Source organism: Flavobacterium sp. GSP27, from assembly GCF_003970395.1.
GTDB lineage: Bacteria > Bacteroidota > Bacteroidia > Flavobacteriales > Flavobacteriaceae > Flavobacterium.
Window position 1 is genome coordinate 227506 of the sequence record NZ_RYDP01000002.1, and the last position, 21184, is coordinate 248689.

The 21184-nt window shown below is 34.1% G+C and carries 21 protein-coding genes and 1 pseudogene; 5 read left to right on the forward strand and 17 right to left on the reverse strand.

What is annotated here, in order from left to right; genetic code table 11:
- Window positions 1–24: 24 nt before the first annotated feature.
- From EKM05_RS02975 to EKM05_RS02995, 5 genes are all read right to left on the reverse strand, one after another.
- Window positions 25–870, reverse strand: a complete 846-nt coding sequence (locus EKM05_RS02975) for a DUF2911 domain-containing protein (protein WP_126459357.1) — start codon at window positions 868–870, stop codon at window positions 25–27.
- A 52-nt stretch (window positions 871–922) separates the two neighbouring features.
- The gene (locus tag EKM05_RS02980; protein WP_126459355.1) at window positions 923–1597 is read right to left on the reverse strand and encodes an HAD family phosphatase; all 675 of its coding nucleotides are present in this window, start codon (window positions 1595–1597) and stop codon (window positions 923–925) included.
- A gap of 82 nt (window positions 1598–1679) precedes the next feature.
- Window positions 1680–2393, reverse strand: a complete 714-nt coding sequence (locus EKM05_RS02985; protein ID WP_126451503.1) for a ThiF family adenylyltransferase — start codon at window positions 2391–2393, stop codon at window positions 1680–1682.
- A gap of 17 nt (window positions 2394–2410) precedes the next feature.
- On the reverse strand, window positions 2411–3076 hold the full coding sequence (locus EKM05_RS02990) for a TatD family hydrolase (protein WP_126553385.1): 666 nt from the start codon (window positions 3074–3076) through the stop codon (window positions 2411–2413).
- Window positions 3076–3678, reverse strand: coding sequence for a DUF1684 domain-containing protein (locus EKM05_RS02995; protein WP_126553387.1), 603 nt, complete (start codon window positions 3676–3678; stop codon window positions 3076–3078). The genes EKM05_RS02990 and EKM05_RS02995 overlap by 1 nt, the downstream gene beginning before the upstream one ends.
- A 94-nt stretch (window positions 3679–3772) precedes the next feature.
- On the opposite strand from EKM05_RS02995, the gene EKM05_RS03000 reads away from it, so the two are divergent.
- The 4 genes from EKM05_RS03000 (at window position 3773) to EKM05_RS03015 (ending at window position 7700) form a co-directional block, all read left to right on the forward strand.
- Complete coding sequence (locus EKM05_RS03000) at window positions 3773–4990, forward strand: MFS transporter (protein ID WP_126553389.1); 1218 nt, start codon at window positions 3773–3775, stop codon at window positions 4988–4990.
- A gap of 283 nt (window positions 4991–5273) precedes the next feature.
- Window positions 5274–5642, forward strand: a complete 369-nt coding sequence (locus tag EKM05_RS03005; RefSeq protein ID WP_126459340.1) for a BlaI/MecI/CopY family transcriptional regulator — start codon at window positions 5274–5276, stop codon at window positions 5640–5642.
- Window positions 5643–5665: 23 nt separating this feature from the next.
- Complete coding sequence (locus EKM05_RS03010) at window positions 5666–7483, forward strand: M56 family metallopeptidase (RefSeq protein ID WP_126553391.1); 1818 nt, start codon at window positions 5666–5668, stop codon at window positions 7481–7483.
- Window positions 7484–7559: 76 nt separating this feature from the next.
- Window positions 7560–7700, forward strand: a complete 141-nt coding sequence (locus tag EKM05_RS03015) for an SsrA-binding protein (RefSeq protein ID WP_091170625.1) — start codon at window positions 7560–7562, stop codon at window positions 7698–7700.
- Here the strand turns inward: EKM05_RS03015 and EKM05_RS03020 are convergent.
- Both EKM05_RS03020 and EKM05_RS03025 read right to left on the reverse strand, forming a co-directional pair.
- Window positions 7697–7876 (reverse strand): annotated as a pseudogene (locus EKM05_RS03020) (adenine phosphoribosyltransferase); the annotation flags it as partial. The gene EKM05_RS03015 and the pseudogene EKM05_RS03020 sit on opposite strands and share 4 nt — an antisense overlap.
- A 91-nt stretch (window positions 7877–7967) precedes the next feature.
- On the reverse strand, window positions 7968–8963 hold the full coding sequence (locus tag EKM05_RS03025) for a phytanoyl-CoA dioxygenase family protein (protein WP_126553393.1): 996 nt from the start codon (window positions 8961–8963) through the stop codon (window positions 7968–7970).
- Between the two features lie 155 nt (window positions 8964–9118).
- Here EKM05_RS03025 and EKM05_RS03030 point away from each other — a divergent pair, with 155 nt between their 5' ends.
- Window positions 9119–9955, forward strand: coding sequence for an AraC family transcriptional regulator (locus tag EKM05_RS03030; RefSeq protein ID WP_126459331.1), 837 nt, complete (start codon window positions 9119–9121; stop codon window positions 9953–9955).
- Window positions 9956–9999: 44 nt separating this feature from the next.
- Here EKM05_RS03030 and EKM05_RS03035 read toward each other — a convergent pair whose 3' ends face one another.
- The 10 genes from EKM05_RS03035 to hisB form a co-directional block, all read right to left on the reverse strand.
- Window positions 10000–11655, reverse strand: coding sequence for a M1 family metallopeptidase (locus EKM05_RS03035; protein WP_126553395.1), 1656 nt, complete (start codon window positions 11653–11655; stop codon window positions 10000–10002).
- Between the two features lie 59 nt (window positions 11656–11714).
- Window positions 11715–12761: an alkaline phosphatase D family protein gene (locus tag EKM05_RS03040; RefSeq protein WP_126553397.1), complete on the reverse strand. Its 1047-nt coding sequence runs from the start codon at window positions 12759–12761 to the stop codon at window positions 11715–11717.
- 146 nt (window positions 12762–12907) lie between these two features.
- Window positions 12908–14119 (reverse strand): acetyl-CoA carboxylase biotin carboxylase subunit family protein, encoded by a 1212-nt coding sequence (locus EKM05_RS03045; RefSeq protein WP_126459322.1) that lies wholly within the window; start codon window positions 14117–14119, stop codon window positions 12908–12910.
- Between the two features lie 3 nt (window positions 14120–14122).
- Window positions 14123–15556 (reverse strand): M17 family metallopeptidase, encoded by a 1434-nt coding sequence (locus tag EKM05_RS03050; protein ID WP_126553399.1) that lies wholly within the window; start codon window positions 15554–15556, stop codon window positions 14123–14125.
- Window positions 15557–15651: 95 nt separating this feature from the next.
- Window positions 15652–16797, reverse strand: a complete 1146-nt coding sequence (locus tag EKM05_RS03055) for an alpha/beta hydrolase (RefSeq protein ID WP_233590866.1) — start codon at window positions 16795–16797, stop codon at window positions 15652–15654.
- A 121-nt stretch (window positions 16798–16918) separates the two neighbouring features.
- On the reverse strand, window positions 16919–17524 hold the full coding sequence (gene hisIE / locus EKM05_RS03060; protein WP_126553401.1) for a bifunctional phosphoribosyl-AMP cyclohydrolase/phosphoribosyl-ATP diphosphatase HisIE: 606 nt from the start codon (window positions 17522–17524) through the stop codon (window positions 16919–16921).
- A gap of 83 nt (window positions 17525–17607) precedes the next feature.
- The gene (hisF, locus tag EKM05_RS03065) at window positions 17608–18363 is read right to left on the reverse strand and encodes an imidazole glycerol phosphate synthase subunit HisF (protein WP_126553403.1); all 756 of its coding nucleotides are present in this window, start codon (window positions 18361–18363) and stop codon (window positions 17608–17610) included.
- A 98-nt stretch (window positions 18364–18461) separates the two neighbouring features.
- Window positions 18462–19244, reverse strand: coding sequence for a HisA/HisF-related TIM barrel protein (locus EKM05_RS03070; RefSeq protein WP_126553405.1), 783 nt, complete (start codon window positions 19242–19244; stop codon window positions 18462–18464).
- A gap of 99 nt (window positions 19245–19343) precedes the next feature.
- Window positions 19344–19931, reverse strand: coding sequence for an imidazole glycerol phosphate synthase subunit HisH (gene hisH, locus EKM05_RS03075; protein ID WP_126459307.1), 588 nt, complete (start codon window positions 19929–19931; stop codon window positions 19344–19346).
- 89 nt (window positions 19932–20020) lie between these two features.
- Window positions 20021–21157 (reverse strand): bifunctional histidinol-phosphatase/imidazoleglycerol-phosphate dehydratase HisB, encoded by a 1137-nt coding sequence (gene hisB, locus EKM05_RS03080; protein WP_126553407.1) that lies wholly within the window; start codon window positions 21155–21157, stop codon window positions 20021–20023.
- Window positions 21158–21184: the final 27 nt, after the last annotated feature.

Genomic DNA, 21184 nt, shown 5'->3' on the forward strand with positions numbered 1-21184 from the left:
TCTTATATAAAAACGTTAGAGTAATTAGTTTTTACTCCACTCTGTAATACTGTCTTTATTCATTTTCACGTAATCTTGGTTTTTAGCAATTTCAGCTGCTGCAAGTGATGCCTTAGCCGTTTCGATTGCTCCTTTTTTGTCCTCAAGTTTAGCTTGAATTAATGACTTCAATCTGTTGTACCAAAACGGTTTGTCTTTAGACATATCTAACGCTTTGTTTACATAAACCAATGCTTTTGCATTGTCGCCATTCGATTGGAATAAAAATTGAGCAGCAGAAAAATAATCTGCACTAGCTGGTCCAGCTAATGCTTTCTCGATGTTAGCCGTTGTTTTTTGTTGTGTTGGCACTTCAAATTTTAAAGCAGCATAGGAGTTCTCCCAATAGATTTCTAAAAAGGCAAAATTATTGTCTAAACCACTAATTCCAATAGTAAATGTTTCCACACTTTTATTCACTGTTTCAGGCTTAACAGTAGCTCTAAGCGCTACATTTTCTTCTTTCCACTCTTCTGGATTACCCCAGTTATCAGTAGTTTTATAAAATAGTATCTCCCAGCTTTCTATTTTCGGAATAGTATACAATGAATATTTTCCTTTTTTCAATGTTTTACCATCAATAATCACATCATCGCTAAAGGAAACAGTTGTATTTTCATTAGCTCCAGTTCTCCATACTTTTCCAAAAGGAATTAAATTTCCAAAAACGGATCTTCCTCTGGCACTTGGTCTTGAATAGTTAACTTCTACATCAGTCAAACCAACTGTTTGCATAAGCGTCATTTTCGGACTTGATTGAGGTGTTTTTAACTGAGCCTCAGCGCTGAAACCGACCATAAATAAAGCCAGTGCAATGATTATTTTTTTCATATTATAATTTTTAAATGTTTTCCAAATTTACAAATTCAATGCCTTTGTACTGTTAATTATTCCTTAATTTAGATTGAATATTCCTAACTGCCTCAAAATCCAATTCGTTAAAATGATTAATCACTACATCTGCTTCCGATAAATCTTGTGCTTCAGAATGAATACTGTTGTAGCCCACACAAAAAATCCCAGCAGCTTTGGCCGCTTTTATTCCATTTGTACTGTCTTCAATAACGATACAATTTTCTTTTGGGGCAATCGATAATGAAGCAGCATGTTCAAAAATAGCAGGATGTGGTTTTGATTTAGGGAAATCTTCGCCGCTTACCACATGCGTAAAATAGTCATGCAATTTAAACCTATTAAACACACGCTCTATGGTAACTTTTGAAGCCGAAGAAGCCAAAATTAATTGCATGCCGTTTTGATGCAATTCTATGATTAGACTTTCAACACCTTCCAGTAATTCCAAATTATCTTTACTATCAAAAGCATCATTAAAAATAGACCTTTTTCGCTGAATCAAATCCTCTACTTCATGTTCAATTTCAAAAACCTTTTTCAATTTCTGAAATATATTCCGAGTAGAATTTCCTGTAAATGAGGTGTACATTTCCTCCGAAACAGGAATATTCAATTCCTCGAATTGTTTGAAATAAGCATAACGGTGTACGGGTTCAGTATCGACAATTACACCATCCATGTCAAAAATTACGGTTTGTATCATTTTTGTTAAATTATTAGACTTTATAGATTTTAAGACTTCTTAACTTTTTAGAACGGAACATTAAAAAACTGAATTCTCACCACTATTTCTTAAGTAAATAGCGAATCACGGTTTCTGCAGCATACAAACCAAATAATCCAGGCATGTAACTATTGGTTCCATAAAATGATTTTTTGAAATTGGATCCATCCGTCATTTTTAAACTCGTTTCATCTTGAATTTCCGAAGAAAAAACCACTTTCAGTTTATCAATTTTAAATTCTTTCAATCGTCTTCGAATGGTTTTGGCAAAATAACAATTCACGGTATTGGTAATATCAGTCACTTTCACTTTTGAAGCTTCCATTTTCCCACCTGCGCCCATACTACTGATGATTTTTACTCTTTTTCGTTTGGCTCCAATAATCAAATTCAGCTTTGGAGTCACACTGTCAATGCAATCCAAAACATAATCAAATTCCTCCGATACAATTTCGAAAGCACGCTCTGGCGAAAGAAATTCCTGTACACGCGTCAATTTTAATTCTGGATTAATGTCCATTAATCGATCCCCGACAACAGTAATTTTTGGTTGTCCTACAGTTGAATGTAAAGCAGGCAATTGTCGGTTTATATTGGTAATATCAACTACGTCACCATCAACAATAGTCATCGTTCCCACTCCTGCTCTTACCAAAAATTCGGCCGCAAAAGAACCAACACCACCCAATCCTACAACCAATATATTTGCCTTTTTTAAATTATCTAAACCTTCTTTTTTGAATAAAAGTTCGGCTCTCTCTGTCCATTCTGCCATTGTTTTTTGTTTAAAGTTTAATGTTTTTGAAAAATTCTGAAATCAAAAACTTCATTATAATTACTATTCACAAGTTCCTGTATTTCTTCCAGCGAAATTCCTCTGTATTTTGCTGCCAATTCATAAACTGCTTCAATCCCTTCATCCACCGTATCTGTTTCTAAAAAAAATCGATTATCAGGAACGCTTTTAAAAACAGCTTCTAGGTCCTGATTTAGCAATAAATATTTCCCAAACGAAATATAAAATCCATTGTTCACTAATTGTTTAGCGACTTGGGCATTTTTGGAAAACCCATGAATCAGCATTGGAACTGAAATATTCAATTTTTTCGTAATTGCAATCACTTCCTGAAAAGCACCGACACAGTGTATTACCACTGGTTTTTGATAGTGCTGCGCCAAAAGCAATTGCTTTTCGAAAACCAACTGTTGCAATTCCATTGAAACTTCGATGCGTTTGTCCAGTCCACATTCACCTACAGCGAGACAATTCCCCTCTTGTAATTTACTTTCGATTATCGCCAAATCAGCTTCTATTCGTTCTTCAACGATAAACCACGGATGAATCCCGATGGAATAATACGGAATTGTTGCATCAAATTCCTGTGGATATTGATTCACTAATTCCAACACATTGGGTTGATTCGTATCTTTATGTGTATGTAGATTAAAGAAATCCATTAGTCGTGAAATTTTTTAACTCCCGCTTTTATCTCGATATTCAAATCATTTTCCAATGGTACTATTGGACAGGAATATGTAAAATTATACGCGCAATACGGATTGTATGACGTGTTAAAGTCAATCACAATAGCATCTCCTTTTGGGATTTTCAAATCAATGTATTTCCCGCCAATGTAACTTTCGTTTCCTGAAGTCAGATCTGAAAACGGTAAAAATAAATAGTCTTTATATTCCTCTTTTTTTGAGAGCTCCATATTCTTGTACACATTCAGTTTCAAATCCCGACCGTCAATTGTAAAAGAAAGCTCCCCATATTTTACATACAATGGTTTCCTGTCCGTTGACGTTTTCATTTCAAAAGGCTTCTCTTTTTTTGTTCTTACTAACTTAGCGACCACATAAAAAGTTTCGTTTGCAGGATAAAAATCAAGTGTTTTGAATTCCGCTAAATCTTTCGGAGTCAACGGACTTGTCTTTGCATCGGCATATTCTGAATTTAATTCCTTTTGAAATTTGGCTACAGCCGAAACGTCAAATTTATATTGGCCAAAGCCTAAATTCAATTGAATCAAAAGAAATAAAGTAAATAGCGTTCTCATGTTCTTATTTTTATGCAAAAATAGTTTAAAAGTTACTAGGACACAAAGACGCATCGGTACAAAGTTTTCTACCTTTGCAAAATATAACAAATACATGTTTCAAACTGCTTTTCAACGCTACATTAATAATTTCAAAGGCTTTACCAGAGAAATTTGGATTCTAACGCTCGTCACTTTTATAAATCGCGCCGGTACGATGGTTTTGCCTTTTTTATCTAAGTATTTAAAAGAAGATTTGAATTTATCCTACGCACAAGTGGGATGGATTATGGTTGCTTTTGGTTTTGGTTCTATGCTGGGATCTTGGCTTGGTGGCAAATTATCCGATAAAATAGGCTTTTATAAAATCATGGTTTTCAGTTTATTCACCAGCGGAATCCTTTTGTTTTTTGTACAATACATTCGGACCTTCTGGGGATTGTGCATTGGAATGTTTGTCATAATGACCGTTGCTGATATGTTTCGTCCCGCCATGTTTGTCTCCTTGGCGACTTATGCTAAACCTGAAAATCGTACCAGAGCTCTGACTTTAGTTCGGTTAGCGGTAAATTTAGGCTTCACAGCTGGACCCGCTTTAGGTGGTTTAATCATTATGAATTTAGGTTACAGCGGATTATTCTGGGTGGATGGAAGTTCGTGTATTGTATCTATTTTAATTTTCACCCTACTGGTAAAAGAACGCAAAAAACCTATCGATTTAGCCTCCGCCAATATCGAAACTGAGATACCAGCCTCTGTTTTCAAAGACAGAATATTCTGGATCTTCCTTTTTGTTTGTTTCATAACAGCCATGCTTTTCTTTCAACTTTTCACCACTTTACCCTTATATCATAATGAAAAATTTGGATTAACCGAGTTTCAAAGTGGACTTTTATTGTCTTTAAACGGACTGTTAATTTTCTTTCTGGAAATGCCAATTGTAAGTTTCACTCAAAGAAAAGGCATCAGTATACTCAAAATTATTCTTTGGGGCGCACTGCTAATGTCATTGAGTTTTTATGTTTTACTCATCAATATGTGGGCTGGAATACTAATTGTTAGTATTCTTTTTATCACTTTTGGTGAAATGTTCATCTTCCCTTTCTCCAATTCATTTGCGTTGAGCCGGGCTCCAAAAGGGCATGAAGGCCGCTACATGGCTTTGTTTACCATGAGCTTCAGCTTAGCACACATTGCGAGTTCTAAAACTGGACTAGAAATCATAGCCGCTTTTGGCTACCAAGCTAACTGGTTTGTCATGGGAAGTTTAGGTATTTTAGCAGTGGTAGGTTGTATCTGGCTGCAAAAACTCGTTCAAAAAGAACACAATTAATTCCATTATCATTCTTTGGGCGTGACCCTATAAAAAAAAGGGGCTTATCAACAAAATCGTTATTAGCCCCTTTTCTTTATAGCGTCGGGTTATACGCGCTACTTCGGTAGCTAGCTTCTACCCTTCACGCAGTCTCCTTGTGATGATAACATTTTTGATTAAAAGGATAATTAATTTCCAAAAAACTGCAAAAATACGTTAAAACTAAAAAAATAGTTAAAAAACTACATTTATAGTTTGATAACTAAAAAAATAGTTGTAGGTTTGGTTTAAATAAAAAATTATGCAAAAGTTAACCAACAAAGAAGAGGAAATCATGCACATTTTATGGAAGCTCAAAAAAGCATTCGTAAAAGAAGTCCTTGCAGAAATCACAGAAGATCAACCCCATTATAACACACTTTCAACCATTGTGCGCAATCTGGAAGAAAAAGGATTTGTGTCGCACAATGCCTTTGGAAACACACACCAATACTTTCCTATTATAAGTTTAGAAGATTATAGAAAACGATTCATGAATACTGCTATTGATAATTATTTCAACAGCTCATATAAAAATATGGTATCGCATTTTGCCAAAGAAGAGAAAATATCTGCAGCTGAATTACGGGAAATTTTGGCTATGATTGAAAGTCATAAAGAGGAAATATAAACTTTAGAGTAACAATATTAATTATGGAAGTATTTTATATTTATCTCATCAAATCCAGCGGATTAATTGCCTTGTTTTATTTGGCGTATCATTTTATGTTGCGAAAAGAAACCTTTTTCACAAGCAATCGTTGGTTTTTGTTATTGGGATTATTCACTTCCATTCTTTTGCCGTTAGTTGTTTTTACTAAAACAATATGGGTAGAACCTACTCCTATAAATTATGATTGGTCATCATTGCCCATAAGTACAATTATTGATGAAGACCACACGCAAGAATATATTTTTCTGGCATTAGCAGTGCTGTACTGCATTGGCACATTATGCCTTTTCACTAAATTTGGTTTTGAATTTTACAGTTTACAAAAAATAGTAAAAGGAAAAACCATAAAACGTCAAGCGAATTTTAAATTTATAGACTTAAAAGACAACCTCGCTCCTTTCTCTTTTTTTAATACTATCGTTTACAATTCGTCCTTGTACAGCAGCTCTGAACTAGAAAACATTTTAGAACACGAAAAAGTTCATAGCGAGCAAAATCATACTGTTGATGTTTTGATTTCAAGATTGTTTTGTATTGTGTTTTGGTTTAATCCATTCATTTGGTTTTATAAAAAAGCAATTATCCAAAACTTGGAATTCATTGCTGACAGCGAAGCCACGAAAAAAATATCCGACAAAAAAGCGTATCAGTTGACGCTTTTAAAAATTACAACACACGAGAATTGTGTTGCCATTACCAATCATTTTTATCAATCATTAATCAAAAAACGAATCGTTATGTTAAACAAAAATCAATCAAAAAAATCGAATTCTTGGAAGTACGCAGTCGTTATTCCTGCTTTAGTAGCATTTATATTTTTATTTCAAATTGATGTAATTGCTCAGGAGAAAGTAAAAGAAGAAACCGTCAAAGTAGAATCAAAACATCCAGTTACTGCTGCTTTAGAAATCCAGCAAGAAAAAGATAGTATTAAAAAAGCTAAAGTACTTATAGTCAGTAGTTCTAAAAATGACAGTATTGATAAAAATACAGAGATTTTTATCGATGGAAAAAAAGTAAGTAAAGAAGAATTAGATAGAACGAATCCTAATGACATAACTACGATGGATGTTGTTAAGGAGAATAACAAATCTATAATTAGAATTGTAACAAAAGGTAAAACAGCAAAAAGTACAAATATTTTTAATTCTAATACACAAGTAACGGATTTAAGATTAGAAAATGTGAATCCCAATAGTTTAAAAATTCTTCAAAAACCAAAAACCACGTATACGGTTACAAAGATAACGACAGAAAAAAATGGTATTCCTGACGATGCAGAATATTTTATTGACGGAAAAAAAGTAAGCCCACTAGAGGCTGAAAGCATGAATCCAAATTATATTAGCTCAGTAAATATTCAAAAAGATGGTACTTCAGCTAAGAATTCAATCCGTATTATTACTAAAAGTTATTTAGATGGTAAAGAGATGATACCTGAGCCACCAACACCACCTGCTGCACCAACTTTTAAATCTAAAGCTGCAAAAGGCGACCCTGTTAAAAAGGATAATAAAGGTTGGGAGATCAATTTTGGAACATTTGCGCCAGAAGACAATATTAAGAGAATTCAAAATGATAAGAATGTAAACTATAAAGAAGCAGTTATAGTTATTAATGGAAAAATTAGTGATTATCAAGCTTTGGATAAATTAAAGCCAGAGGATATTTTTTCAGTAGGTGCACAAAAACCATCAAATGGACCCGAAAGCACAAAACAGAATGCGTTAAAAAAATATGGAGAAAAAGCATTAAATGGAATTATTGAAATTGAAACAAAAGAATTTCAAAAAAAATAAAATCCTCATAAAAACCCAGAAAGACGATCTAAATTAAGACCGTCTTTTTTTATATCTTTACATTAAACAAAATGATATGTATAAAATCCTAGCCCAAATTAACAAAGTTATTTTACCTAGTTTCACCAAACAGCGATTGGATTTGGCTAAAGCCAAAAAATGGCAAATGGCGATTATTGGTTTTAGATATTACGTAACCACACGTGCGCTGGATTAATACGTAATTGCGGCAAAAATTTCATTTCCTTTGATTTTTACCCTTCCATTCAAGAAAGCTAATTCCATTAGGAAATTGCATTGTACAATTTCTCTATCCAATCTTTTGACCAATTCACAAACTACTTTTGCCGTTCCTTCGGTGGCCAAAACATCATCGTGAATCAGAATTCGGTCTTCTGAAATTGGAAATTATGTCAGCCAATAATAAAATTATTTATAGCAAGAGACTTTTTAAATTACGATAAAAACATAGTCTACTTTATTGTTACCACTTCTCTGCTCCCAATAATTTTTTTCCCAATTCACTAAGCGCTGCCGTTTTATATTTGGTTTGTTCCCATTTACGGGGATCTCCAGGAAAGGCATATCCTTCAGGTGCAATTCTGTCTTTCCAGGAATTCACTCTCCATTGACGTAGTTCTTCATTTTCTTCTTCCGCTGGCATCATAGAAATATATTGTGCCATTCTCACTTTATCTTTTGTAATATTGGGGCGAATGCCATGCGGTTGTGAACTGTTAAAAATCAATAAATCTCCTGCTTCCATTTTTACTTTAACAAATTTGCCTTCAAATTCAGAGGTATCCGGTTGAAATCGATTTCTATCTTCCGGTTGTGTCAGTTTCCAAGTATCATAATTTCGGTATAAATCAGGAATACATTGAAATCCTCCCATATTTTCATCCATTTGGTCTGCCAAAGCGAGAACTCCTTGTACGTTTTGAGGTTTTGTTTCAGGATCATAATCCCAATGTATGAATCCTTTGAAATCAAAATCCGGACGGACTGGTAAATTTAGATTTGCTCGGTCAATGGTTACCCATAATTTTTCCGTTCCCCAAATATCTACAAATGCATCGTATACTTTTTTCATTTGTCGATTATCCCATTGGTATTGATGATTGTACACTTCAACCATACCGCTATTGGTAAGTTCTTTCATTTGCATTTCGGCTCTTGGTGGCGCATACCAAGTTTCTGGGTCATTTTGATTTTTCTCTTCAAATTCCCACAGGAAATCGGCCATTTTTTTAGCGTTTTCTTTCGGAACAGCATTTTTTATTACAATATACCCGTTTTCAATCCAAAACTTCCAATCGGCTTCAGTAAGCAAACGCAGAGGTTTACCATTAGAGCGATCATTTAATTTTGTTGTGCTGGATTTTGCTGTCGATGGATTTCCCGGAATATCTTTGTGGGCATTGTTATGTGCCATTGTGGGAACCATTGTGGGAACCATTGATTGCTTATTCTTTTCCATAGTTATCTATTTCGTGTTATTACTATTCCAAAATTAGAAAAAGTGAACCTTAATTACTTTCACAAAATGTACTGCTATTTGTACAATATTGATTTATTTTAGTAACTTTAGACAAGTATATGTATTATATTGAACAATTATAGCAGTAACGAGGTATGAAAATAGTTTTTGAGGATATAAAAAGATTAGCCGGTAGTTCCTTTAGAATATTGGTCAATCCAAAATTGAATAATTTTTATTATTGGCATTTTCATCCTGAATTTGAATTGACTTTCATTGTAGCACCAAATGGAACACGACGCGTAGGTGACCATATTGGGGATTTTGAAGGAAGTGATTTGGTTTTTATAGGTTCTAATATTCCGCATTTGAATTTTGATTATGGAATTAAAACCGAATATGAAAAAGTAGTTTTACAGATAAAAGAAGATTTTTTCAAAAATGACTTTATCACCACTCCTGAACTAGCTTTCATTAATCAATTATTTGAGAACTCTAAAAAGGTGGTTTGTTTTCATGGAGCTGTAAAAGATGAAATTGGCAAAAGGCTTCAAAAAATTCATCTTTTATCACATTTTGAACAATTTATAGAAGTACTGTCCATATTTCAGATTTTAGCAACAGCAAATGAAAAGACACTATTACACGATAAACCATTTGAGAATCTGTACAATAACAAAGAACAAGTGCGATTAAAAGTAGTATATAAATTTATAGAAGAAAACTACCAAAGGGCTGTTTCTATTGAAGAAATCTCTCGTTTGACTCATTTATCCAAAGCCGCTTTTTGTCGTTATTTTAAAAAAATGACCCGATTGACTTTTACTGAATTTTTAAATCAGTATCGAATAGAACAAGCTAAAATACTTTTAAAAACTGATAAAAATGCAACAGAAACGTGCTTTGAGTGTGGTTTTGAAAGTCTGTCATATTTTAATAGAATTTTCAAAAAAGTAGTGGGTGAAAATCCGATACAGTTTAAGAAAAGATAAAAAAAGGTATGTTTCCTAAATTTCAGAAACATACCTTTTGTAATTTATTCCGTAATATTAAAACTGGCTACATAAAAGTTTTTATCTATTTCCAATTTTGAATTTTCAGTATTTACAGAAACACGTTGCCATTCTGTCTCTGGTTGTAGCAATTCTTCATTGCCATTCAGCGTTACTTTAACAGGCATGTTAAAACCTGACACACAATTTGTCCAGCGATATCCTAATTGATTATCCTTGAAAAAATATTCTACTGTAGGAATTCTGGTATCTCTTAAATACTGATTAAAAAAGGTAGCTAAATCGATTCCAACTTGCTGACTTAAATAATCTTCAATTTGTTTAGTCGATACCGTTTGATGGTAAAAAGTACTGTTCAAACCTCTTAATATTTTTCTCCATTTTTCATCATCATTTACAATTTGGCGTAAAGTATGTAACATATTCCCTCCTTTTGGATACATATCACCAGATCCTTCTTTGTTTACACCGTAGTTTCCTATAATCGACTTATCATTGTTTATTCCCTTTCTGGTCCCTCGGATATATTCAAATCCAGCTTCTTTCCCATAATAATATTCTACAAAAAGGCTTTCAGAATAGTTTGTAAAACTCTCATGAATCCACATATCAGCAATATCTTTGTACGTAATATTATTGGCGAACCATTCATGTCCGGATTCATGGATAATGATAAAATCAAATTTTAATCCCCAACCCGTTCCGCTTAAATCCCTTCCTAAATAACCATTTTGAAATTTATTTCCGTAGGTCACTGAACTTTGATGTTCCATTCCTAAATACGGAGCTTCAACTAACTTGTAACTGTCTTCATAAAAAGGATATGGTCCAAACCAGTGCTCAAAAGCTTTCAACATCTTTGGAACATCCTGAAATTGTTTTTTGGCTTTCGCCAAATTGTCTCTCAAAACATAATAGGTACAGTCTAAATCGCCTTTTTCTCCCTTATATTTTTCTGAAAACGAAACATAATCTCCTATATTTATGTTTACACCATAATTATTGATAGGATTTGAGACATACCAATTATAGGTTATGGTTCCGTCCTTTAATTGCTTAACACTGATCAGACGACCGTTAGATACATTTGTCAAATTTTCAGGAACATTTACACTGATCAGCATATTTTCCACTTCGTCATACATGTGATCTTTGTTTGGCCACCAAACACTCGCACCCAATCCCTGACAAGAAGAAGCAATAAAAGAATTCCCATTAGCATCTTTTTTCCAAGTAATTCCTCCATCCCATGGCGGATTTACAGCAACTTTAGGCTTGCCTCCGTAAAAAACAGTCAACTTTTTTATGGCTCCTTTTGTTTGAGATGCAATCAATTCAATAAAAAATGCATTTCCTTCTCTTCTATATTTTAAAGCTACTCCATCCTGAATGACTTTATAAATTTCCATAGGATTTTGCAAATCAATTTGCATACTATTGTATTCCTGAACAACTTGATATTTTATTGTATTGGAACCTGAAACAGTACTGTCAGCAGGATTTACTTTAATATCAAGATGGTACTGTTTTACATCCCACCACGCTCTTTCTTTGGTTATGCTGCCGCGCAAAGTATCTTGTCTGGTAAATATTTCCTCTTTTTTTTCCAAAAGTCCTTGCGCATTTACACCATTAAAAATAAGGAAAGAGATCAAAATAAGACTGAATTGTTTTTGCATGGTGAATTTACTTTAGACAAAAATAAACTTTAAAACTCTATAATTAAACTTCCTGGAATTTATTTTCCAGGATAGATTTGGACATATTCTTGCAACAGCGTATTTTCTTTTCCACGAATTTCCATGATCACCTTATTGTTTTCAAAATCAAACTTCAGCAACCCAAAATTAATATCTTTGATCACTTCTCCTTTTACATAAGGATTTTCTTCGCCAGAAAAAGAAGCATAGGTATGGGTTAGTCCACTCGAAGTAAAATCGACTAAAGGATACGACAATCCGCGAACTTTTTTGGAAGAAAAAGTAGCAATATGGCGGTCACCAGAAATTATAAAGGTACCTTTTGCTTTCGTTGAAACAATCAATTGCTCTAGTTTTTCAATTTCATGGGGAAAATTTCCCCAAGCTTCAAAACCGTGTTTATTTGATAAAAATTGAATGCTGCTGACAATAACATTAAATTGTGCCTCAGAAGTTTGAAGTTCATTTTCCAACCATTTCCATTGTACATTTCCTAACACCGTTCCTTCACCTGCTGTATTAGGTTGAAAACGTTTTTTTAAATCGGTGGCTTTAGTCAGTGCCGTTCTAAAAAAGCGAGAGTCCAATACAATGACTTTTATTTTATTTTCATTTACCTCAATAGTTTTAGCAGTATAAACTCCGTCTCTTTTTCGCTCAGAAGCGTTCTTTGAAGTGCCTAAAAAATCCAATAATAACTGTTGGCTTTTTCTTTTAAAGGGATATTCTTCCCCAGCGTCATTTGCTCCATAATCGTGATCATCCCAAGTTCCTAAAACTATTTTATCTTTAATAAAAGTTAGATAATCCGCGTCTTGTTTTTGAATTTCATAATTATTTTTAAGAAACTGCATATCTTCTGTATCCGAGTACACATTATCACCTCCCCAAATCCAAACGGAAGGATGATTTTTGTCTATCGCTGGCCAAAGTTTATTTTTAATCTTTTGATTGTCGCAGGAACCAAAAGCAATCGTAAAGTAAGTGTTTTGAGTAGGTTTATTAGTTTCAAGTACCTGTTGTGTATTCTGAATTTTACAACTAATAAGGGCAAAAAAGCTAAAAATAAAAAGTATTTTTTTCATGTGAAGGTATTATAAAATCTATTTAATTTAAAAAAATTTGTTGCTAAGGTATACTAATATGCTCAATTGAACTTTAAGTAAAGTTTAATAAAAAAGCGACTATCCAATTAAAATAGTCGCTTTTTCATTAGATTAAAACACAAAAATTAATGCTGGGTTACTTTGCTTTGTTCTACTACAGCAGTAAAATCATTGGCTAAACGTTTGCCATACTCCTCTAGCAATTCTAAAATTCTTTCTTGATTATCTGATTTGACAATAAGTCCTGCATGATATTCTAAGGGTATTCTAAAGCAAACTTCCGGATCTGAAAACGAAGATAAATTAGGATGCTGGAATTTTGTTAAAGTCAAAACGATTCCGGCATATCCTTTTTTTACTTTTGGTAAACTGTACTTCGTTCCTTTGACCAAAGCGTCTTCAATTGCCGCCCACTCTTTCCATAAATTAATATTCGAAGCTTCAGCAACCATTTCGGCCAAATGCGCTCCTCCTACTCGTGAAGAAGTTTCCAAGAAATAAATCTGTCCATCTTCATTACTTTTGATGAACTCTGTATGAGCGGCTCCATGTTTCAACCCAAAACCTTTCATCACTTGTTCATTTATTTTTTTTATCGCGATATCATCCTCTGATTTGTATTTACTATTTGCCGAACGGAAAACGCCGCCACCTTGAGATATTTCCATTGGTGTAGCTAAATATCTAGAAGTCAAACTGAAGATTACTTTGCTATCCGAAATCAAACTGTCACAATGATACACATCACCAGGTTTGAATTGTTCCAATAGATATTTGAATCTATTATTCCCCATTTCATTAATATGGATCCACAAACGCTCTTTGTCCTCTATTTTTATAATTCCTGTTGCAGAAGCTTCGGAACGTGGTTTCAAAACCCATGGAGCAGGAATAGCATCTGCAAAAGTATTGATGTCATGGTCATTAAACAAAGAACAAAAAGCAGGAATAGAAATTCCACAACTTTTGGCTCTCATTCGCATCGCTAATTTATCTCTAAAATAACGTCCCGTAGTTTGTCCCATCCCATCAATACGGAGGTTTTCCCTTAGATACGTGGCTTTTTCTACATCATAATCGTCTAACGCAACAATGGCATCTACTTTAGTAGTTTTCATAAAATTACCAACACCTAATAACAGATGTTCTAAATTCCAATCGACATCTTGGCCTTTCATATAAAAAATCTCATCAATATGTTGGTGTGGCCATGGCTTGTCTCTGAGTTTTTCGCTTGTCACTAAATAGACTTTGTTGCCTAATTTTTTTAAATTAATTAAAAAATCGGCACCTTTGAAATAATTTGAAATACAAAGAAAGGTTTTAGCGTTTTCCATAGGTTATAAATTTTCTATGAATTTAGTTAATAAATGAACACCATACGCTGTTGCATGCTTACTTTTAGCAAATTCATCCTCACCAAATGCCACTCCAGCTACATCAAGATGCGCCCAAGCGTTGTGTTCTTGGGTGAAATATTCTAAAAATTTGGCGGCACTTATGGCTCCGGCAACTGGTTTTCCGCTATAATTTTTTACATCGGCAATATCACTTTCTATGTCTGATTTATAAACATCCCAAAGCGGTAAAGGCCACAAACGCTCTCCTATTGCATCTCCGTTTTCTTGCAATTTCTTAGCCATTTCTGCATTGTTGGTAAACAAAGCACCACATTCATACCCAAAAGTACCCACGCTGCTTCCAGTAAGTGTGGCGATATCCACAATATATTCCGGTTTGAAATTTTTAATCAAATACGATAATCCATCGGCTAAAATGAGTCTGCCTTCTGCATCAGTATCAATTATTTCTATTGAATGTCCACTGTAACTGTGAATTACATCACTAGGTAAAAAGGACTTGCTGTCAACCGAGTTTTCGGCACAAGGAACAATAGCAGTTACTTTGACTGGCAATTGTAAATCGGCTATAAGTTGCATCGCCCCAAATACTGCCGCACCACCAGCCATATCACACTTCATGTGGACCATTCCTGCCGTTTTTATATTTAATCCACCAGTATCAAAGGTGATTCCTTTCCCCACCAATCCAACATGTTTTAGGTGTTTTACTTCAACAACAGGAGTATACTTCATAATGATAAATTGAGGTTCATTCTCGCTTCCTTTTCCTACGGCTAAAAAAGCGCCAAGACCTGCAATTTTAGAAGCTTCATAACCGAGAACTTCTACGTCAAACCCATATTTCTGCCCAGTCTCTTTAGCCCAATTCGACAAGTATTTTGGATTAATTGTATTCGGAGGCAAATCGACTAAATCATAGGTTGCTAGTTGCGCTTTGGCAATTTTAATTCCTTTTTTGGCTGTAGCCAAATGCTCTTTTTCAGATAATAAACTCAAGCTAAAATCTGGTTCTAAAAAAGGATGTACGCTTTTCTCCGATTTAAAATGACCTAAATCATACGTTCCCAAAAACAATCCTGAAATCATAGCTTCAACCTGATCCTCAATAAATTGTTCGGGTATAACTAAAGCTACACTCAAACTTAAATTTTCTTTTTGTTTCGATGAAATACGGCGAAAAATAGTTTTTAACGATTTATAATCTATCGTTTTTCCCAAGCCAATAAAAACATACGTATTATCATTTTTTTCGGCCAAATAGTGTGTGTCCTTTTTACCAAAAAAAACTTTGGAAGCAATTTCCAATCCATTAAATGTAATGGGAACAATACTTTTTGAATAGGTTTCAAAAACCGGAATTAAAATTGTACCTGAAAAATCATCTGAATTAGTTATTGTACTTGTTCTCATTTATTCTTTTTTTATGGCTGTTGTTATTGGATGAAATTCAACATTAATGTCGTTTTTTTATCTATACTCTGTAATAGACGCGATAAATCGCATCTCTACACTTCTTTTTCATTAAAAAACAACCATTCAATTGCTTTTGGAAACTCGTCACTCCAGTAGGTTTCGCTATGTTTTCCCTGCTTGTTAATACTTAAATTAATATTCGATTTTTCTTTTACAAATTCACTTGAAATCAAACTATCTTTAAAACTTTTGATATGTTCAATCATCGTTATACTTTCATCGCCACCGGCATATAAATAGATTTTTGTATCTGCTGAATTAGCTTTTTCAGTATTGATTTTTAATTCAGGAACGACCCAAAGCGAGGGCGAAAAAATCATTAATTTCCCATACACTTCAGGATTTCTTAATCCACTAAAAATACTAACTAATCCACCCATTGAGCTTCCTCCAATTCCGGTGAATTCCCGTTCTTTTTTGGTTCTAAAATTGCGATCTACGTAGGGTTTTAATGTATCAGTCACAAAGCGAATGTATTTCTTGCCTTGTCCCTTTCCTAGAACAGTTTTCCCTACATTGTATTCTTTGATGCGATCTTCTTCGGCGTGTTCAATAGCAATAATTATAATTTTTCCGATTTTATATTCTGACATAACTGCCAGTTTTTTATCAATTTCCCAATTGCCAAATTCAGCTGATTCATTGAATAAATTTTGAGCATCCTGCAAATACATAACCGGATAACTTTCACTCGATTTGTCATAATCATGGGGTAATAACGCCCATATTTTCCTGGTTTTATTGAGTTGGGGAATTTCAAATTCATCCGAAATCAATTGCACTTGAGGTAAAAAAGATTGTTTAAAAGGCAACCAGTTTTTTCTCCATCTCTCAACGTGTTCTTTTTGAATGCCAGTATGTGCTAATGTAGAGCGATTTTCGGTACGATTCCCATGACTGTTAATCTCAACATCGCTCCAATCTCCTTTCGTAAATTTATACAAAAGCATCTCTGGATAATCAAAATCATGTGGGAATTTGTAATGATACGAACGGTTCCCTATCTTCTCCATCAGAAATTCGTTGTCCTGTGTGCGCCAATTATTAAAATTCCCTGAAATATAAACCGGCCGAGCATCATCTTCATCAGTAGTTAGAATTATGTGTAGTCCAGTATTTAGTATAAAATTGTTTGCATCAGGATTAAAGGTGGTATTGTCTGAATTCATTACTTGCATGTGCTGCTTTAATTTTAAAATAAAAGTAAATATAGTGGATTGCTATTGGAAATAAAAGAAAAAAGAAAACCCAATAGCAAATGAATTTTCTATTGGGTTTTATGTAAAAAAAGTAAGTATGCTAATTTTTCTTCTGACGGCTTTTTAAAACTGTTACCACATCATCTAACTCAAACCCTTTGGCTTGCAATAAGATAAGATAATGAAAAAGTAAATCAGCACTTTCACTCAAAAACAAATCATCATTGTCATCTTTGGCTTCAATAACCACTTCAATCGCTTCCTCACCTACTTTTTGGGCAATTTTGTTCATCCCTAATTTGAATAAAGAAGCAACGTAACTTTTTTCTGAATCTGCATTTTCTCTTCGAAGTTGGATTGTATCTTCTAAATCCGAAATAAAGCCATAATCTGCTTTGTTTTCGTCAGCCCAGCATGTATCTGTACCTTTATGACATGTTGGCCCTTCTGGTTTTACCTGAATCAATAGCGTATCATTATCACAGTCGTTTTTGATGTCGATCAGATTTAGAAAATTGCCACTTTCCTCGCCTTTTGTCCAAAGCCTTTGCTTACTTCGACTGTAAAAGGTTACTTTTTTAGTGTCTATCGTTTTTTGATACGCTTCGGCATTCATATAACCCAACATCAAAACCGTTTTGGTTTCACTGTCTTGAATGATTGCTGGAATTAATCCGTCTGTGTTTTTTGAGAAATCTATGTTCATGTTTTTAATTTAAAGATTGAAAAATTAAAGATTGAAAGATTATCTAATCCGATTTTCTTTTCTCTTTATTCTATTATCTGTTTCTATATCCTAACTTCGATATTATTATTTTTAAGGGCTGTTTTTAATGTTTTGATTTCAATTTCTTTAAAATGAAATACACTTGCGGCCAATGCTGCGTCTGCTTTTCCTCCCAGAAAAGTGTCCACAAAATGCTGTATGTTTCCCGCACCACCAGAAGCAATTATAGGGATATTAACTAATTCCGAAAGTGTTGCCAAAGCTTCGTTTGCAAAACCGTTTTTAGTTCCGTCATTGTCCATTGACGTGAATAAGATTTCACCTGCACCACGTTCTTCCACTTCTTTGGCCCAATCAAACAAATTCAATTCGGTAGGCACTTTTCCTCCTACTAAATGAACAATCCATTGCCCGTCAATTTGTTTGGCATCAATTGCAACCACTACACATTGACTGCCAAATTTTTGTGCCAAATCATTAATCAACTGCGGGTTTTTGACCGCTGAAGAATTAATAGAAACTTTATCCGCCCCGTTTTGCAACAAAATTTCAACATCTTCAACGGAGGAAATTCCACCACCAACAGTAAATGGAATATTAATCGTGGAAGCGACTTTACGAACCAAATCAACTAAGGTTTTTCTTCTTTCTTCCGTGGCAGAAATATCTAGAAAGACCAATTCATCCGCACCTTCATCTGAATATATTTTAGCTAATTCCACTGGATCTCCTGCGTCACGCAAGTCCACAAAATTAATACCTTTTACGGTTCTTCCGTTTTTAATGTCGAGACAGGGAATAATTCTTTTTGTAAGCATTATTGTTTTTATTACACAGAGATTCACGAAGTTTCACTAAGATTCACAAAATTCTTGGTGAATCTTAGTGTCATCTTTGTGTGTCTTTGTGAAACAATCTATTTTATTATATATTTTTCTAATTGTTTCAATGAAATTCGTCCTTCATAAATTGCCTTACCAATTATTGTTCCTTCACAGCCTAATTCGGCTAGTTTTGGTAATTCGTCAAAAGTAGAAATTCCTCCCGAAGCAATTAATTTTATGCCATTGGATTCCGCCAACTTCTCGCCTCTCGACTGCGCTCGAGATGACGCGCTCGAAGTGACAGTGCATTGATTAATAATTTTTTTATATAAATCAAAGGATGGTCCTTCAAGCATACCGTCTTTGGCAATATCGGTACAAATTACATACTGAATTCCCTTATTTTGATACTCTTGTATAAAGGGAATCAATTCTTCATTAGAATCCTCCAGCCAACCAGAGACCGCTACTTTTTCATTGTTGGCATCTGCTCCCAAAATAATTTTATCAGCACCGTATTCTGCAATCCATTTTTCGAATAGTTCTCTATTTTTAACGGCTATACTTCCGCCGGTAATTTGATTGGCACCACTTTCAAAAGCAATTTTCAAATCGGAATCGGATTTTAATCCACCACCAAAATCAATTTTCAATTTGGTTTTAGAAGCTATTTGCTCTAATATTTTATAATTCACAATTTGGCTTGACTTTGCTCCGTCTAAATCAACCAGGTGCAGGTATTCTATACCGTGAGCTTCAAATGATTTGGCCACTTCAAGCGGATTTTCATTGTATATAATTTTAGTATTGTAATCGCCTTTTGACAAGCGAACACATTTTCCATCAATGATGTCTATTGCAGGTATTATTCTCATTTATTTTTAATTTAAAGATTTAAAAATTGAATTATTTAAAGATTGGGAATGTTAATTAAAGAACTATTTGATTCTCTAATTTTTCAATCTTTGAATTTTTCAATCCTTTAATTTTAAGAAATTACCCAAAATTTGTTCTCCAACATCACCACTTTTTTCAGGATGAAATTGAGTTCCATAAAAATTTTCATTTTCCAATGCTGAGGAATATTCTAGCTCGTAATTAGTTGTGGCAATGGTTTCTGTACAAATAGGAGCATAAAAACTATGGACCAAGTACATGTATTCGTTCTCTGCAATTCCTTTGAATAAATCTGATTTCAAGTTGTAAATTTGGTTCCACCCCATTTGTGGTACTTTTACTTTTGGCGTAAACTTAATCACATCAATATCAAAAATTCCCAAACCTTTGGTATTCCCTTCCTCCGATTTGTTGCACATCAGTTGCATTCCCAAACATATTCCCAAAACAGGTTGTTTCAAGGTTGGAATCAAAGTGTCTAAACCACTTTCTAAAAGCATTTTCATTGCGGAACTTGCTTCTCCAACGCCTGGAAAGATCACTTTGTCTGCTACTTTAATTTCTTCTGGATTATTACTCAAAATGGCTTTGAATCCCAATCTTTCGATGGCAAACATAATACTTTGAATATTGCCTGCACCGTAATTTATGATTACTGTTTTCATTTATATTGGTCTTAATGTTGTAAAGTCAAAAGTCATAAAGTCAATGCCGGAGCACTTTAAGACTTTAAGACTTTTGTCTTTCGACTAAATTAAAGCATCCCCTTTGTACTTGGCAAAATCATTTTTTCTGTATCCCGCTTTACGGCTACTTTTATTGCTTTGGCAAAAGCTTTAAAAATGGCTTCAATCTTGTGATGTTCGTTCGTTCCTTCTGCCTTTATATTGATGTTGGCTTTCGCTCCATCGGAGAAAGATTTGAAGAAATGATAAAACATCTCCGTTGGCATTTTTCCGACCATCTCCCGTTTGAATTCGGATTCCCAAACCAGCCAGTTTCTGCCTCCAAAATCAATAGCCACTTGCGCTAAACAGTCGTCCATTGGCAAACAAAAACCGTAACGTTCTATTCCTAATTTATTTCCTAATGCTTTCGCAAAAACTTCTCCAAGTGCAATTGCTGTATCTTCAATTGTGTGGTGTTCGTCTACTTCCAAATCACCTTTTACAAGAATTTCTAGATCCATTTGTCCGTGACGCGCAATTTGGTCGAGCATGTGATCAAAAAAAGCAATTCCAGTTTCAATTTGACTTTTTCCAGTTCCATCAAGGTTTACGTTGATGTAAATATCCGTTTCATTTGTTTTTCTTTTTATTGAAGCGGAGCGTTCTTCTAATTTCAAAAACTCATAAATTACTTTCCAATCGGTAGTTTGCAAAGCAATAACGGAATCTAATTCCTCTCTTTTTGAAGCAATTTCGTCGCCTCCCAATTCTTCATCGGTATTAATAAAAATCGCTTTTGAACCTAAATTTTTGGCTAATTCCACATCTGTTATTCTGTCTCCTATTACGAATGAATTTGCTAAATCATACTCCGGATTATCAATGTATTTTGTCAACAAACCTAATGCAGGTTTGCGCGTTGGAGCATTTTCGTGCGGAAATGTTTTATCAATTAATACCTCTTTGAAAATAACGCCTTCATTTTCAAACGCTTTCATAATTAAATTATGCACGGGCCAAAAGTTAATTTCCGGATGCGAATCCGTACCCAAACCATCTTGATTGGTCACCATTACGAGTTCAAAATCTAGTTCCAAAGCAATTTTCCCAAGGTATTGAAATGCTTTTGGATAGAATTCCAGTTTTTCAAAACTGTCTAATTGATAATCATTTGGTTCCAAAACCATTGTTCCGTCACGATCTATAAAAAGTATTTTTTTCATTAAAAAAAGTTTAAGGTTTAAGGTTTA

Coding starts and splice junctions, on each gene's coding strand:
- EKM05_RS03055 (WP_233590866.1), bottom strand. CDS start 16,797: ATGCAAGTAATGAATTCAGACAATACCACCTTTAATCCTGATGCAAAC.
- EKM05_RS02975 (WP_126459357.1), bottom strand. CDS start 870: ATGAAAAAAATAATCATTGCACTGGCTTTATTTATGGTCGGTTTCAGC.
- EKM05_RS02990 (WP_126553385.1), bottom strand. CDS start 3,076: ATGGATTTCTTTAATCTACATACACATAAAGATACGAATCAACCCAAT.
- hisIE (WP_126553401.1), bottom strand. CDS start 17,524: ATGAACATAGATTTCTCAAAAAACACAGACGGATTAATTCCAGCAATC.
- EKM05_RS02985 (WP_126451503.1), bottom strand. CDS start 2,393: ATGGCAGAATGGACAGAGAGAGCCGAACTTTTATTCAAAAAAGAAGGT.
- EKM05_RS03045 (WP_126459322.1), bottom strand. CDS start 14,119: ATGGAAAACGCTAAAACCTTTCTTTGTATTTCAAATTATTTCAAAGGT.
- EKM05_RS03015 (WP_091170625.1), top strand. CDS start 7,560: ATGTATAAAATCCTAGCCCAAATTAACAAAGTTATTTTACCTAGTTTC.
- hisH (WP_126459307.1), bottom strand. CDS start 19,931: ATGAAAACAGTAATCATAAATTACGGTGCAGGCAATATTCAAAGTATT.
- EKM05_RS03000 (WP_126553389.1), top strand. CDS start 3,773: ATGTTTCAAACTGCTTTTCAACGCTACATTAATAATTTCAAAGGCTTT.
- EKM05_RS03040 (WP_126553397.1), bottom strand. CDS start 12,761: ATGAAAAAAATACTTTTTATTTTTAGCTTTTTTGCCCTTATTAGTTGT.
- EKM05_RS03030 (WP_126459331.1), top strand. CDS start 9,119: ATGAAAATAGTTTTTGAGGATATAAAAAGATTAGCCGGTAGTTCCTTT.
- hisB (WP_126553407.1), bottom strand. CDS start 21,157: ATGAAAAAAATACTTTTTATAGATCGTGACGGAACAATGGTTTTGGAA.
- EKM05_RS03035 (WP_126553395.1), bottom strand. CDS start 11,655: ATGCAAAAACAATTCAGTCTTATTTTGATCTCTTTCCTTATTTTTAAT.
- hisF (WP_126553403.1), bottom strand. CDS start 18,363: ATGCTTACAAAAAGAATTATTCCCTGTCTCGACATTAAAAACGGAAGA.
- EKM05_RS02995 (WP_126553387.1), bottom strand. CDS start 3,678: ATGAGAACGCTATTTACTTTATTTCTTTTGATTCAATTGAATTTAGGC.
- EKM05_RS03005 (WP_126459340.1), top strand. CDS start 5,274: ATGCAAAAGTTAACCAACAAAGAAGAGGAAATCATGCACATTTTATGG.
- EKM05_RS03050 (WP_126553399.1), bottom strand. CDS start 15,556: ATGAGAACAAGTACAATAACTAATTCAGATGATTTTTCAGGTACAATT.
- EKM05_RS03070 (WP_126553405.1), bottom strand. CDS start 19,244: ATGAGAATAATACCTGCAATAGACATCATTGATGGAAAATGTGTTCGC.
- EKM05_RS03010 (WP_126553391.1), top strand. CDS start 5,666: ATGGAAGTATTTTATATTTATCTCATCAAATCCAGCGGATTAATTGCC.
- EKM05_RS02980 (WP_126459355.1), bottom strand. CDS start 1,597: ATGATACAAACCGTAATTTTTGACATGGATGGTGTAATTGTCGATACT.
- EKM05_RS03025 (WP_126553393.1), bottom strand. CDS start 8,963: ATGGAAAAGAATAAGCAATCAATGGTTCCCACAATGGTTCCCACAATG.